This window comes from Variovorax sp. Sphag1AA (assembly GCF_014192575.1).
GTDB lineage: Bacteria > Pseudomonadota > Gammaproteobacteria > Burkholderiales > Burkholderiaceae_C > Variovorax.
Genome location: NZ_JACHYC010000002.1, coordinates 78,258 through 92,181, shown reverse-complemented (window position 1 = coordinate 92,181; position 13,924 = coordinate 78,258). Strand labels below are relative to the sequence as shown.

Annotated in this window: 17 protein-coding genes; 6 read left to right on the top strand and 11 right to left on the bottom strand. The window is 66.6% G+C overall.

The features are described 5' to 3' along the window. Positions 1–4: 4 nt before the first annotated feature. Genes mdcC through FHW64_RS06965 form a run of 6 tightly spaced genes read left to right on the top strand, consistent with a single transcriptional unit; the run spans position 5 to position 4,379 of the window. On the top strand, positions 5–346 hold the full coding sequence (gene mdcC, locus FHW64_RS06990) for a malonate decarboxylase acyl carrier protein (RefSeq protein WP_184524496.1): 342 nt from the start codon (positions 5–7) through the stop codon (positions 344–346). Continuing rightward, positions 343–1,218 (top strand): biotin-independent malonate decarboxylase subunit beta, encoded by an 876-nt coding sequence (locus FHW64_RS06985; protein ID WP_184524495.1) that lies wholly within the window; start codon positions 343–345, stop codon positions 1,216–1,218. Before mdcC ends, FHW64_RS06985 begins: the two co-directional genes overlap by 4 nt. An 11-nt stretch (positions 1,219–1,229) precedes the next feature. After that, positions 1,230–1,931, top strand: a complete 702-nt coding sequence (mdcE, locus tag FHW64_RS06980) for a biotin-independent malonate decarboxylase subunit gamma (protein WP_184524493.1) — start codon at positions 1,230–1,232, stop codon at positions 1,929–1,931. Between the two features lie 8 nt (positions 1,932–1,939). Further along, positions 1,940–2,623, top strand: a complete 684-nt coding sequence (gene mdcG, locus FHW64_RS06975) for a malonate decarboxylase holo-[acyl-carrier-protein] synthase (RefSeq protein ID WP_184524491.1) — start codon at positions 1,940–1,942, stop codon at positions 2,621–2,623. Next, on the top strand, positions 2,620–3,480 hold the full coding sequence (gene mdcB / locus FHW64_RS06970; protein ID WP_184524489.1) for a triphosphoribosyl-dephospho-CoA synthase MdcB: 861 nt from the start codon (positions 2,620–2,622) through the stop codon (positions 3,478–3,480). Before mdcG ends, mdcB begins: the two co-directional genes overlap by 4 nt. Next, the gene (locus tag FHW64_RS06965; RefSeq protein ID WP_184524487.1) at positions 3,477–4,379 is read left to right on the top strand and encodes a malonate decarboxylase subunit epsilon; all 903 of its coding nucleotides are present in this window, start codon (positions 3,477–3,479) and stop codon (positions 4,377–4,379) included. The genes mdcB and FHW64_RS06965 overlap by 4 nt, the downstream gene beginning before the upstream one ends. Before the next feature lie 129 nt (positions 4,380–4,508). Here FHW64_RS06965 and FHW64_RS06960 read toward each other — a convergent pair whose 3' ends face one another. The 11 genes from FHW64_RS06960 to FHW64_RS06910 all read right to left on the bottom strand — a co-directional run bounded on the left by FHW64_RS06960 (position 4,509) and on the right by FHW64_RS06910 (position 13,912). Then, entirely contained in the window at positions 4,509–4,658 is a 150-nt protein-coding gene (locus FHW64_RS06960) for a hypothetical protein (RefSeq protein WP_184524485.1), read from the bottom strand. A gap of 159 nt (positions 4,659–4,817) precedes the next feature. Further along, entirely contained in the window at positions 4,818–6,512 is a 1,695-nt protein-coding gene (locus tag FHW64_RS06955; RefSeq protein WP_184524482.1) for an MFS transporter, read from the bottom strand. 144 nt (positions 6,513–6,656) lie between these two features. Continuing rightward, a complete protein-coding gene (locus FHW64_RS06950; RefSeq protein ID WP_184524480.1) occupies positions 6,657–7,298 on the bottom strand; it encodes a 2-hydroxychromene-2-carboxylate isomerase in 642 nt (213 codons plus the stop codon). Then, positions 7,295–7,549, bottom strand: a complete 255-nt coding sequence (locus FHW64_RS34335; RefSeq protein ID WP_184524478.1) for a DUF1289 domain-containing protein — start codon at positions 7,547–7,549, stop codon at positions 7,295–7,297. Before FHW64_RS34335 ends, FHW64_RS06950 begins: the two co-directional genes overlap by 4 nt. After that, positions 7,546–8,034 (bottom strand): YbaK/EbsC family protein, encoded by a 489-nt coding sequence (locus tag FHW64_RS06940; protein WP_184524477.1) that lies wholly within the window; start codon positions 8,032–8,034, stop codon positions 7,546–7,548. The genes FHW64_RS34335 and FHW64_RS06940 overlap by 4 nt, the downstream gene beginning before the upstream one ends. A 3-nt stretch (positions 8,035–8,037) precedes the next feature. Then, entirely contained in the window at positions 8,038–8,958 is a 921-nt protein-coding gene (locus FHW64_RS06935; protein WP_184524475.1) for a hydroxymethylglutaryl-CoA lyase, read from the bottom strand. Positions 8,959–8,979: 21 nt separating this feature from the next. After that, entirely contained in the window at positions 8,980–9,909 is a 930-nt protein-coding gene (locus tag FHW64_RS06930; protein WP_184524473.1) for a glyoxylate/hydroxypyruvate reductase A, read from the bottom strand. Between the two features lie 25 nt (positions 9,910–9,934). Further along, on the bottom strand, positions 9,935–11,929 hold the full coding sequence (locus tag FHW64_RS06925; RefSeq protein WP_184524471.1) for an acetyl/propionyl/methylcrotonyl-CoA carboxylase subunit alpha: 1,995 nt from the start codon (positions 11,927–11,929) through the stop codon (positions 9,935–9,937). Continuing rightward, the gene (locus tag FHW64_RS06920) at positions 11,922–12,593 is read right to left on the bottom strand and encodes a DUF4126 domain-containing protein (RefSeq protein WP_184524469.1); all 672 of its coding nucleotides are present in this window, start codon (positions 12,591–12,593) and stop codon (positions 11,922–11,924) included. The genes FHW64_RS06925 and FHW64_RS06920 overlap by 8 nt, the downstream gene beginning before the upstream one ends. 15 nt (positions 12,594–12,608) lie before the next feature. Further along, a complete protein-coding gene (locus tag FHW64_RS06915; RefSeq protein WP_184524467.1) occupies positions 12,609–13,400 on the bottom strand; it encodes an enoyl-CoA hydratase/isomerase family protein in 792 nt (263 codons plus the stop codon). Next, positions 13,397–13,912 (bottom strand): DinB family protein, encoded by a 516-nt coding sequence (locus tag FHW64_RS06910; protein ID WP_184524465.1) that lies wholly within the window; start codon positions 13,910–13,912, stop codon positions 13,397–13,399. Before FHW64_RS06910 ends, FHW64_RS06915 begins: the two co-directional genes overlap by 4 nt. Between the last annotated feature and the right edge of the window lie 12 nt (positions 13,913–13,924).

Below are 13,924 nucleotides of genomic sequence, written 5' to 3'. Positions count from 1 at the left end.
GACCATGACCATCCCCGCAGGGCTCGAAGCCCTGGATTTCTCCTTCACCGGCACACGACCGGCCGGCGCCTTTGCGCCCGTGCTGGTGGGCGTCGTCGGCTCCGGCAATCTGGAAGTGCTGCTCGAAGCGGCCGGCGGCAACGGCTGCAACGTTCGCGTCGAGACCTCGGCGCGTGGCTTCGGGCCGATCTGGGAAGCGGTGCTCGGCGACTTTCACGAGCGGCATCCGCTGGCTGGCGTACGCATCTCGATCAACGACATGGGCGCGACACCTGCCGTCGTCAGCCTGCGGCTCGACCAGGCAGTGGCCGAACTGCCCGATGCCGCGAAGGGAGGACGGCCATGATCAGCTACGCCGAATGCTCTGCACGCGAGCGCCTCGCGCTCGTGGTGGACGCCGGAACGTTCCAAGAATGGCTGCCGCCTGCGGAGCGGCTCACCAGCCCGCATCTCGCGCAACTGGGCGTGCCCTCGTCCTTCGACGATGGCGTGGCGATCGGCCGCGCGAAGCTCGGCGGGAACGATGTGTTCGTCGCCGCGCAGGAAGGCGCCTTCATGGGCGGTGGGGTTGGCGAAGTGCACGGCGCCAAGCTGGTCGGCCTGCTGCGCCGCGCGCTGCGCGACCGGCCGGCCGCCGTGCTGCTGCTTGCGGAATCGGGTGGCGTGCGGCTGCATGAGGCCAACGCCGGGTTGATCGCGGTGTCGGAGGTCATGCGTGCCGTGCTCGATGTGCGAGCCGCGGGCGTGCCGGTGATCACGCTGATCGGTGGCGCCAACGGCTGCTTCGGCGGCATGGGCATCGTCGCGCGCTGCACTGACCACATCGTGATGAGCGACGTGGGGCGGCTCGCGATGTCCGGACCGGAAGTGATCGAGGCATCGTTCGGCGTCGAGGAGTTCGACTCGCGCGACCGTGCGCTGGTGTGGCGCACCACGGGCGGCAAGCATCGCTGGCTGACCGGCGATTGCGATGCGCTCGTCGAAGACGACGCAGCGGCATTCCGCGATGCAGCCCTCCAGGCGATCGGCGCGGCAAAGCCGGTCACGCCCGAATCGCTGGAAAGCGAACACGCCCTGCTCGCCGCGCGCCTGCGCATGCTGGCGGATGTGGAAGACGGCGATGAGGCCACCGCGCTGTGGTCGCGGCTGGGCATTCCCGAAGCCGCACGCGTGCCGGATCTCGATGTACCGGCGGTGCGTGCGCTTCGCCTTGCATGAGGAACAAGACCATGGACTGGAACCTTCTCGCCACGCGCCTCTTCGGCGTGGGGCACGGCATCAAGGCAGACGGCGACTTCCTGCACGGCACGGTGCAGTTCGATGGCCGCCCCCTCACGGTCGTCGGCACCACGAACCACGCGCCGATCGGCGTCAGGCTCGCGCTGGCACAGGCGCGCGTGGTGCTCGACACGATTGCGCAGCATCCCGAGCGGCCGATCGTGCTCCTCATCGACACGCAGGGCCAGCAACTGCGCCGGCGCGATGAACTGCTCGGCATCAACCGCGCGATGGCGCACCTCGGCGCGAGCATCGATCTCGCGCGACGTCGCGGCCACCGCGTGATCGGCCTCGTGTATGACCAGGCGCTGTCCGGCGGCTTCATCACTTCGGGCCTGATAGCAGATGCGTGCTACGCACTGCCCGAAGCCGAGATCCGCGTGATGCGCATTCCCGCAATGGCGCGCGTGACCAAGCTCCCGGAGGAGATGCTCGAGGCGCTCTCCAAATCGAACCCCGTGTTCGCGCCCGGCGTGTCGAACTACGTTGCGATGGGCGGCGTGCGTTCGCTTTGGGATGGCGACCTGCCCGCTGCCCTGCGCGACGCGCTTGCGCACACGCCAAGAGACGACCGGCGCGCCATCGACGGTGCCGAGCGCGGCGGTCGCCGACTGGCTGCGTCGATCGCGCAGCGCGTGCTGGACGCCGCCTGAGGCCGGCCATGATGCCGCTTCGACGCCATCGGCTGGCCTGTCTCTCCGACGCAGGATGGGCAGAGATCCGTGCGCGCGCATGGGACGCACAGGCGCGGGCCTGCATCGACCACTGGGCCGCGCACCGGCTGCCGCTGGTCGTCACGCGGCAGCCTGCGAGCGCGCAGCGCGATGCACCGATCGCGTTGGGGCTGCCAGCCCCGCTGCAATGGGATCGCCGGCGACTCGCCGTCCATGTGCCCCGCAGCGCGCTGGTGTGGTTCGACGAGTTCCCCCGCTTCGACGATGCCGCCGGCCTGTTGCCGCGCATCCCGCGCGCTGCGTGGCGCGCGCTGGGCCGGCAGCTTGCGACCTGCGGCGCCCCGGCGCGCGTCTATGGCGCCTACGGCTGGCAGTTGCTGACTGGCCTCCCGTATGTGCGCGAAACGTCCGACATCGACTTGTGGATCGGCGTACGCGATGCCGATCAGGCGGACGCCGTCGCATATCACCTCGAAGGCTTCGCGCCCCGCCATCCACGGATCGACGGCGAACTGGTCTTTGAAGATGGCACGGCCGTCGCGTGGCGCGAATGGCAGGCATGGCGCGCGGGGCGGGCGCGGCACCTGCTCGTGAAGCGACTGCATGGCGCGTCGATGGCGGATGCATCCTTCGTGCAGCGGCACGCACCCGCGCTGGAGATGGCGGCATGACCGCGCTCGCCAGATACAGCGACGTGCATCGCCTGACGGCCGCCGACATCGGACGCGCCGCAACGCTCGCATTGCACGACGAACTCGAACTCGCACCCAAGCCGGGGCTGGTGTCGTTCATCGACAGCGGCAGCCACGCCGACATGGATGCCCACACCTTCATGCGCAGCCTGTTCGCACTGCGTCACTACTTCGTGCAGATCGCGGCATTGGGCGAGGCGCACGCGCCTTTCGACGCGCTGGAACGCTGTGGCATTGCAGCCGAAGCGCGAATGCTCGCAGCGACTGGCGGCATCAACACGCATCGCGGCGCCATCTTCACGCTCGGGCTTCTTTGCGCATCGGCGGGCGCGTTGGCGAGCGATGGCCAAGCGCTCACCCCGGCCACGCTGCGTGCAGCGTTGCATCGCCATTGGGGCGACGCGCTCCATGCGCGCAGCCGCCGCGTCTCGATGCTCCCCGGCGGCATTGCCGCGCGCCGCTATGGACTGCGCAGCGCCTCCGAAGAAGCCGCGCTCGGATTTCCAGTGCTGTTCGACATCGCCGTGCCGGCACTCGATGCAGCGGTGAAGCGCGGATTGAACTCGCAACGCGCACGCCTCGAAACGCTGTTCTCGATCATGGCTTCGCTCGACGACAGCAACCTCGCGCATCGCGGCGGCCTCGCGGGATTGCAGCACGCGCAACATGCGGCGCGCGGCTATCTGGATCGCGGCGGCGCGGGGGCCGACGATCGCTTCGAAGCCGCCTGGTCCCTTCATCGCGATTTCGTCGCGCGCCGCCTGTCGCCCGGCGGCGCGGCAGACACGCTGGCGGCGGCCTGCTGGATGCGACGGGTCTGCACACGGTTGGCATGAGCTACGCGCTGATCTTCTCGGGCCAGGGCATGCAGCATTCCGCCATGCTGCCGTGGCTGACCGAGAACGAACTGCTGCAAAGCGTGGAGCGCGAACTGGGCCTGGACTGGCGTGAGCGTTTGCGCGATCCGGATTGGGCGGGCCGCAATGCCAACGCGCAGTTGCTGTTGACCGGACTGGGGCTCGCGGCATGGACCACGCTCGCCCCGCACCTCGCCATGCCGGCGCTCGTCGCTGGCTACAGCGTTGGAGAAGTGGCCGCCTTTGCCGCAGCCGGCGTCTACGACGCGCCGACCGCCGTCGATCTGGTGCGGCACCGCGCCGAGTTGATGGACCGCGATGCCCAGCGCTGCGCCTGCGGCCTGATCGCAGTGAGCGGCCTCGGCAACGAATCGATCGAAGCACTGTGCGCGGATTTCGGTCTTGCGCTGGCGATCCGCAACGACCCGGTTAGCGTGGTCCTCGGCGGCCCCAAGGCGACGCTTGGAACCGCGACCGAGGCGGCGCAACGCCTAGGCGCCCACGTCACGCGGCTCAACGTCAACGTCGCATCGCACACACCATGGATGCGCGAGGCCGCGCATTCCTTCGAGACGCTGCTCGCTGCTAGATCGGTCGAATCGCCGCGAATCCCTCTGCTCAGCAACGTCGCCGGCCGCATCCGCAATGCCGATCAGGCCAGAGCCGCACTCGCGCGCCAGATCGACCACACCGTGCGCTGGGACGAATGCATGGAAGGCATCGCGTCCCGTCGCGTGCGATGCGTGCTCGAGATCGGCCCCGGTCAGGCGCTCGCGCGCATGTGGAACGAACGGCACGCCGATATCCCCGCGCGCTCGGCGGATGAGTTCCGCAGCGTCAATGGCGTGATCGACTGGATCGAACGACACGCCGCCTGACCGAGTTGCACCGGATTTCTGTGGATAACGTTGTGAGTTGTACGAGGACGCAGGTGCCCGAAGCCAGGATTCACGCGGCCTGCCGCTGAATTGCCTCCGAATTGAGCACCGGAGAGCTTCTAGCGCGAGCTACTTCGATTCGCCACCGGCAGGCGCCGGCGCATGCATCGAATCCCCGCCGTGCTTCTCGCCCGACATATCGACACTGCCGCCCGCCTTCATCATCACGAACATCACGATCGCCGCGAAGACGATGAAGCCGACGATAAGTTTCCACATACCTTGAATCTCCAAAGAAAAGGCCTCGTGCCGTTGCTGGCGCGAGGCCTTGGTCCAGTCAGCCGGGAAATACCGCGGAACCGGCTTAGCCGGGCCGCTGGTATTGCCCCTTGCAAGGGGGTGCCCGAGCTACACGAAGTGAGCGAGGCTGGGGGTTAGCTAGTCATTCGCGTAGATGTCCACGTCCTTGGTCTCGCGAATGAAGATCGTGCCGATCACCAGCGTCATCGCCGCGATCACGATCGGATACCACAGCCCGTTGTACATGTTGCCGGTGCTGGCCACGATCGCGAAGGCGGTCGTCGGCAGCAGGCCGCCGAACCAGCCGTTGCCGACGTGGTACGGCAGGCTCATCGAGGTGTAGCGGATGCGGGTCGGGAACATCTCGACCAGCATGGCGGCGATCGGGCCATAGACCATCGTCACCAGCAGCACCAGCCAGAAGAGCAGCGCCACGGTCAGGACCTTGTTCATCTTGGCGGGATCGGCCTTGCTCGGATAGCCGGCGGCCTTGAGCTGCTCGGTCACGCTCTTCTTGAAGGCAGCGATGTCCTTGCTGGAGGCTTCGTCGAACTTGTGGTTGACCACGTTGCCGACCGGCGAGGTGATCGCCACGTCGCCGATCTTCACCACCGCAGGCGAACCGGCCGGGGCGTCGATGCGCTCATAGCTCACCGAGTTCTGCACCAGGAAGCGCTTGGCGATGTCGCAGGAGCTGCGGAAGTCGATCTCGCGTGCCACCGGGTTGCCCTGGAACGAGCAGGAAGCCGGATCGGCCGCGACCGTGACACCTGCGGTGGCCTGTGCCTTCGCGAGGTCGGGATTGGCGGCTTCGGTCAGCATCTTGAAGACCGGGAAGTAGGTCACGACGGCCAGCAGGCAGCCGGCCATGATGATCGACTTGCGGCCGATCTTGTCCGACAGCGTGCCCCACACGACGAAGAACGGCGTGCCGATCAGCAGCGCAGCCGCGATCATCAGGTTGGCGGTGGTCGCATCGACCTTGAGCTGCTGCGTCAGGAAGAACAGCGCATAGAACTGGCCCGAATACCAGACCACGGCCTGGCCGGCGGTAAGGCCGATGAGCGCCAGGATCACGATCTTGAGGTTCTTCCACTGGCCGAAGGATTCAGCCAGCGGCGCCTTCGAGGTCTTGCCCTCGGCCTTCATGCGCTGGAACGCCGGCGACTCGGACAGCGACAGGCGAATCCACACCGAGATGCCCAGCAGCAGGATCGAGACGAGGAACGGAATGCGCCATGCCCAGTCGGCAAAGGCTGCTTCGCCGACGCCTTCGCGCACGCCGAGGATGACCAGCAGGCTCAGGAACAGGCCGAGCGTTGCAGTGGTCTGGATCCACGAGGTGTACGCGCCGCGCTTGCCGTGCGGCGAGTGCTCGGCCACGTAGGTGGCTGCACCGCCGTACTCACCGCCGAGCGCGAGGCCCTGCAGCAGACGCAGTGCAATGAGGATCACCGGTGCCGCGACGCCGATGGTGGCGTAGCTCGGCAGCAGGCCGACGATGAAGGTCGACAGACCCATGATCAGGATCGTGACCAGGAAGGTGTACTTGCGGCCGATCATGTCGCCGAGACGGCCGAACACGATGGCGCCGAAGGGACGGACCAGGAAGCCCGCCGCGAAAGCCAGCAGCGCGAAGATGAAAGCCGCGCCGGCATCGAGGCCGCTGAAGAACTGCTTGGCGATGATCGCCGCGAGCGAACCGTAGAGGTAGAAGTCGTACCACTCGAAGACCGTGCCGAGGGAGGAAGCGAAGATGACCTTCTTCTCCTCGGCGGTCATGGGACGGGGCGCGCTGGACGGCGCTCCCCGTGAATCTAGTGTGGCTGCCATGTCGTCTCCTTCTAGTGTTTCGCCCACGGCGTGGGACGTAACGCATTCTTGGAGTGCCGACTGACCCGAGCCTGTCGCCAAACTGAATCGTCGCTGACAGCTTAGGGTCTAACCCGCAGGTTGCTTTTCAGCCTGTAGAAAATGTCAAGGATTGTTGCGGCGCAGCGAAGGTCGCTGGTCAGCCGTGGACCACTCGGCACTGTCGAACCAGTCGTCGCCGTCGAGGTACGCGCGCAACATGCCAAGGCCATCGAATCCCCAGAACTGGCGACCATCGACTTCGAACGTAGGCACGCCGAAGATGCCGCGTGCAATGGCGTCGTCGCTGTTCTTCCTGAGTTGCGCCTTGACTTCATCGCCAGCCGGATCGCGCACCTGGCGCAGCTGCGCAGCGAGCGCGGCAAGACGCGCCGCATCGCCTGGCTCGCCACCGGTGCGCCAGATATCGCGCAGGATCATTTCCGCGACATAGCGGCTGATGTCGCCGTCCGTCGACGTCGCAAGCGCCAGCCGCAGATGCGGCAGCGGGTTGAAGGGATGCGTCGCCGGCATCTGCACCGGGATGTGGTGCTCGCGGCCCTGCCACAGGATGTGGCGATAGGTCCATGTGCGCTTCGACGGAATCTCCGCCGGCCCCAATTGCCCGTGATGCTTGAGCAGCGCACCGAACAGCAGCGGCCGGTATGCCACGCTGTAGGTCAGGCCTTCGAGCGCCTGCGGCAGATGCTCGAAGGCGAGGTAGGCGTAAGGCGAGATGAAGTCGAAATGGAAGGTGATGTGCTTCATGGCTTGTCTTCGGCCCCTGAGAGAAAGCCGGCTTGCGCACGCAGTTCGATCGCGCGCCACACACTGCGTTTGTCCGCATCGCTCGTGCGGCTCCATGCCGCGATCTCGTCGATGGTGCGCAGGCACCCTTCGCAGAAGCCACTCTCCGCGCTGATCCGGCAGATCGAGATGCAGGGCGATGGCACGCCGCTTTCCACTGCGCGCGCCGCGATGGCGCGTTCGACGATCGAAGGAACGGCTTCCGTGGTCACACCACGTCCGCAACGGGCGCGCCGGTGAGCCCTTCGAGATCCTGCGGACGCAGCCGCACCACTGCATGCGGATGACCCGCGGCGGCCCAGATCTCGTCGAAGCGGAACAGTTCGCGATCGATCAGCATCACCGGCTCCGTCGCATGCCCGAACGGCGAGACGCCGCCGATCGAAAAGCCGGTGCGCGACTTCACGAAGTCGGCGTCGGCGCGGCCCAGCTTGCCGACGATGGCCTCGACCTTCTTCTCATCGACGCGCTTGTCGCCCGAGGTCACGACCAGCACTGCGCTTTCATCGGACTTGCGGCGGAACACGATGCTCTTGGCGATCTGCCCGAGCTCGATGCCCAGCGCATCGGCCGCCTGCTGCGCGGTCCGCGCGGCATCGTCGAGCATGCGCGGCGAATGGGGATGCCCCTTGTCCTGCAGCACGCGCGCGACGCGCTGCACGCCTTCGGGCAATGAAGTCAGTTCAGCACCACACATGGCTCAACCAGCCCTCTTCGTGCGGATCGCCTTGGAAGCACGCGAATTCGGTTCGCGGCCGAGGGCTTCGCTGATGTAGACGCCGGCATCGATCAGCTTGTCCAGATCGATCCCGGTATCGATGCCCATGCCCTGCAGCATGTAGACGACGTCCTCGGTCGCGACATTGCCCGTCGCGCCCTTCGCGTAGGGACAGCCGCCCAGGCCCGCTACCGACGACTGGAAGTTCCACACGCCCACTTCCAGCGCGGCCAGCGTATTGGCGAGCGCCTGGCCGTAGGTGTCATGGAAGTGGCCCGAGATTTCGTCGACGCCGAACTGCGCGAGCGTGGCCTCGATGGCGAGCCGCACCTTGCGCGGCGTGCCCACGCCGATCGTGTCGGCCACATCCACGCGCTGCACGCCGATGCCCTTCATCAGCCTGGCGAGGTAGGCCACTTTCTCGGGTGCGATGTCGCCCTCGTAGGGGCAGCCCACGGTGCAGCTCATGGCGCCGCGCACCTGGATGCCCTTGGCACGCGCGGCTTCGACGACAGGCGCGAAACGCTCGATGCTTTCGGCGATCGAGCAGTTGATGTTCTTCTGGCTGAAGGCTTCGCTCGCAGCACCGAACACCACGATCTCGTCGGGCCATTCCTCGCGCGGTGCGGCAATCGCGGCCTCGAAGCCCTTCATGTTGGGCGTGAGCACCGAATAGCGCACGCCGGGCTTGCGTTGGATGCCGTGCATCACCTCGGCGTTGTCCGCCATCTGCGGAACCCACTTGGGAGAGACGAAGCTGGTCACCTCGATCTCGTGGACGCCCGCGTCCTGCAGGCGATGCACGAGGCCGATCTTGACGTCGGCGGGCACCGGTTGCTTCTCGTTCTGGAGACCATCGCGCGGGCCGACGTCGATGAGCTTGACCTTGCTGGGGAGTTTCATGGGGAGTTCTCCGGGAGCGGATCAGTATCCGCGTTTGGTGTCGACCACGCCGGCAATGGGCTCTCCGCGCGCCATTGCCCGGATCTTGCCGGCGATCTGCGCAATCGACGCTTCGCGCATCGTGCGCGCAGAGCCGTGTGGTGTGACGTTGATCTTCGGGTGCCGCCAGAACGGATGTTCAGCCGGCAGGGGCTCGACCTCGAACACATCGAGCGTCGCGCCCGCGAGGTGGTCGCTGTCCAGCAGCGGGATCAGGTCGGCCTCGACGAGATGCGCGCCGCGCGCAACATTGATGACATAGCCGCCCGGCTTGCCGCCGTGGAGCTTCGAGAGCGTCTCGCGGTTCATGATGCCGCGCGTGTCGGGCGTGAGCGGCAGGAGATTGACCAGCACACGGCTCGCGCCGAGGAAGGCATCGAATTCCTTCCCGCCGGCAAAGCAGCGCACGTCGGGCAGGTCCTTCACCGAACGGCTCCAGCCGTTGACTGGGAATTCGAAATGCCGGACCGCCTTCGCGACCCGCTCGCCCAGCACGCCGAGCCCCATGATCCCGACCGGGAAATCCTCGCGCTCGCGCGGCTTGCGGAAGCTCCAGCGTCCCGCGCGCGATTCGGCCTCGTAGGCATCGAACTCGCGGAAGTGGCGGATCAGGTAGTGGCAGACGTACTCGGCCATCTGCACCGCCATGCCGGCATCGTCGAGCCGAACGATGCGGGTCTGCGCCGGCACCTTGAGCTTGAACAGCGCGTCGACGCCCGCACCGATGTTGAAGAGGCCTTGCAGCTTCGGCTGCTCGTCCAGCATCTGCTGCGGCGGCGCCCAGACGACTGCGTGGTCGGCCGGTGCGGCACCGGGTTGCCACGGCTCCACTTCGGCTTCGGGGAAGGCCGCCTGGAGGCCGGAAACCCAGGCATCAGGGCGGAGGTCGGTCAGGCTGACGATGATTCGCATGCGGGAAGTCATCCCCCGAGCTTAATCAAGCGGCGATCCTGAGCAGCTCCGCACCCTCGGTGACCTGATCGCCCGGCGCGAAGAGCAGCTCCTCGACCGTGCCGTCCGCAGGCGCGGCGATGGTGTGTTCCATCTTCATCGCCTCCATCACCGCGAGCGGCTGGCCACGGCTGACCTTGTCGCCCGCCTTGACCGCGAAGGACACCACCTTGCCCGGCATTGGCGCGGTGAGGCGGCCGCCTTCGGCATGCGTGTCGCCGGCATGCGCGAGGCGATCGACGGCAGTGATCTTCGTCGCGCCATCGGCGGTGAAGACGTGGGCTGTCGACTGGTCCTCGTAGACGTTGAGCGTGTGGCGGCGGCCGTTGAACATCAGTTCGAGCTCACCGGTCGGGAAGCTGCCGATCTCCAAGGGACCGGCAACATCGCCCACGCTGAGTGCGAGTGCGCCGTCGTGCAGGTAGCGCAGCTCGGCTGCCTTCGTCTCGCCGCGGAACTCGAATTCGAAGGGGCGCGTGGCGATGCCGTGCGACTGCCAGCCATCGCGGCGACTGAAGGGGTCGGCGCTGGTGGTCGCCTTTTCGGCAAGCAGCGTGTTCGCGATCGATGCGGCGGCCGCGAGCGGCAGGCCCAGCGGCTCCTGGTCGAAGAGCACCGCGCGCTCACGCTCGATCAGCGCGGTGTCGAGCTTCGCCTTCGAGAACGATTCGGTGCGCAGGATGCCTCGCAGGAACTGCACATTGGTCGCCACCCCCACGATGTGCGTCTGCGCCAGCGCCTGGTCGAGACGCGCGAGCGCCTCTTCACGCGTCGCACCGTGCACGATCAGCTTGGCGATCATCGAGTCGTAGAAAGGCGAAATCACGCCGCCCTCGCGCACGCCGTCGTCGATGCGCACGCGACTGCGCTGGAACGCAGTGGCCTGCGGCTTGCGGTAGACGTGCAGCGTGCCGGTGGCGGGCAGGAAGTTGTTGTCCGGGTTCTCCGCGCAGATGCGCGCTTCGATCGCATGGCCGTGGATCTGGAGCTGCTCCTGCTTGAGCGGCAGCGGCTCGCCCGAGGCCACTCGCAACTGCCATTCGACGAGGTCGAGGCCAGTGATGGCCTCCGTGACCGGGTGCTCCACCTGCAGCCGCGTGTTCATCTCCATGAAGAAGAAGTTCATGCTGCCGTCGTCGCGCTGCTCGACGATGAATTCCACCGTGCCCGCACCGACATAGTTGACCGCGCGTGCTGCGGCCACGGCGGCTTCGCCCATCTGCTTGCGCATCGCCTCGGTCATGCCGGGCGCGGGGGCCTCTTCCAGCACCTTCTGATGGCGGCGCTGCACCGAGCAATCACGCTCGAACAGGTAGACATAGTTGCCGTGCGTGTCGCCGAAGACCTGGATCTCGATGTGGCGGGGGCGCTGCACGTACTTTTCGATCAGCACCGCGTCATCGCCGAAGCTGTTGATCGCCTCGCGCTGGCAGGAGGCGAGCGCGGCGGCGAAGTCGCCTTTCTTCTCGACGATGCGCATGCCCTTGCCGCCGCCACCCGCGCTGGCCTTGATGAGCACCGGGTAGCCGATGCGGTCGGCTTCACGTTGCAGCAGTTCGGGGTTCTGGTCGGCACCGTGGTAGCCGGGCACGAGCGGCACGTCGGCCTTCTCCATCAGCTGCTTGGATTCGGCCTTGAGCCCCATCGCCTTGATCGCCGAAGGCGGTGGACCGATGAAGACCAGGCCGGCATCGGCACAGGCCTGCGCGAACTCTTCGTTCTCGCTCAGGAAGCCGTAACCGGGATGCACCGCTTCCGCGCCCGTCGCTTTCGCGGCTTCGAGGATCTTTTCCCAGCGCAGGTAGCTTTCCTTCGGTGCGCTGCCGCCGAGGTGGACCGACTCGTCGCAGGCGCGCACATGGTTGGCATGCGCGTCGGCGTCCGAATACACCGCGACGGTGCGCACTGCCATGCGACGTGCGGTTGCGGCCACGCGGCAGGCGATCTCGCCACGGTTGGCGATCAGGATCTTCTTAAACATTCGATGAGTCTCCAGGGGAATTCTTCTTGAGCTGGAAAGCCGGCGTCACGCCGGGATCGGGTCGCCCGCTGAAGATGCGGGCCACGCGGCCGAAGAGTGATTTGAGAAAGCGCCAGCTCTTCCGGATCAGCCACACGCTGAACACGAGCACGGCGATGAAGAGAACGCCGAACACCAGCGGATGCGCAACCGCGAGCCACAGGCTGGTCGGCACCACGCTGTCTTCGACCAGCGAAGCGCCGACGTTGCTGAACGGTTCGGGCGACGTGTTGATCGCCGCGCGCGTCGTGGCCTTGGCTGCATGCGCAGTCGCCGCGAAGCTGCCGCCCAGCAGTGCCGCGACGAGCGCCATCACCGTATGGTCGGCACCGAACACGCCCGCTGCCAGAGCGGCTCCGGCGGGGATGCGGATCACGGTATGAACCATGTCCCAGAGCGAATCGAGGCCAGGAATCTTGTCGGCGAAGAACTCGACGAACACCATGAAGCCGCTGGCGATCAGCACCACCGGATGCGCGAGCAACTGGAGGCCGCCCGGCAGCTGGATCCAGCCGAGATAGCCCGCAAGGCCCGTGAGCAGCACCACGAGGTACAGCCGCACCCCGCTCGCCCAGCCCAACGCGGCCGCGAGCGCCAGCAGTTGAGGCATGTCCAGCGAGTCCATGGTCCGTCCGGTGCTTCATCCGAGCCAGTTCGGCTTGCGCTTTTCGAGGAAGGACCGAACGCCTTCGCGCCCTTCTTCGCTCGCGCGGATGTCGGCAATGCCCTGCACCGTCTTTTCGATCAGTGCATCGTCGATGTCCTGGCCGGCCACGTCCGCGATCAGCGTCTTGCAGGCACGCACCGCAGCCGGGCTCGCGCTGGTCAGCGTCTTCACGATCTCGGCCACCTTGGCATCGAGCGCATCGGCGGCGACGACTTCGTGCACGAAGCCGATGCGATGCGCCTCCGTCGCGGTGAAGCGTTCCGCCGTCAGGAAGTACCGCTGCGCCGCGCGCGTGCCCATCGCCCGCAGCACGTAGGGGCTGATGGTGGCTGGGATGAGGCCGATCTTCACTTCGCTCAGGCAGTACCAGGCCGTGTCCACGCTGACGGCGATGTCGCAGGCCGCCACGAGCCCCATGCCACCCGCATACACATCGCCCTGCACACGCGCGATCACCGGCTTCGGGCTTTCGTGGATCGCGCGCAACATCTCGGCGAGGTTGCCGGCGTCCGCGAGGTTCTCTTCATGCGTGAAGTCCGCGGCGCGGCGCATCCAGTTCAGGTTCGCGCCGGCGCAGAAGGCAGGACCGTTCGCGCCGAGAACGATGGCCCGCACTTCGGTCGCCGCAATCGCTTGCGAGAACGCATCTCCGAGTTCGCGAATGACCACGTCGTCAAACGCATTGCGCAACTCGGGCCGGTTGAGCCAGATGCGCGCGACCGCGCCTTCGATCGACAGTTCGAGTGTGGTGAACGATGTGCTCATAGTGAAGAACGTGCCTCTTGCTGCAGCAGGTAGACCCAGTCGAGTTCGGGTCCGGGATGAACCATCGACGTCAGCGCCGCTGTCAGCTGGCCTCGGTGATGGGTCGCGTGGTTGAAGACATGGCCGAGCGCCGGCGCGAAGGGAATCCGCACCTGCTCGCCGTTGTTGCGCACATAGACCAGCTCGCCGTCGAAGCGGTCGGGCGCGAGCGTCGCGAGCCACGGGCTCCAGCGCGTCACCGCCTCGCCGAGTGCCTTGCAGACTTCCGCGCGGTCCTGGTGCAGTTCGGTATCCAGCGGCATGCGCAACGAGTGCCCTTCGGCGAAGCGCGAGTACCAGATGTTGTCGGTCAGCACGAGATGATTCACCGTGCGATGCACCGAGCGGAAGAAGAGTCCGCAGTCGCGGTGCCAGTCCTCATCCGAGAGCCCGCGCAGATTCGTGTCGATCAGCTTGTGCGTGGCCCAGACGTGATAACGCGCGAGACTTGCAAAGTAGTTCGGCAATGTCATTGCGATACCTCC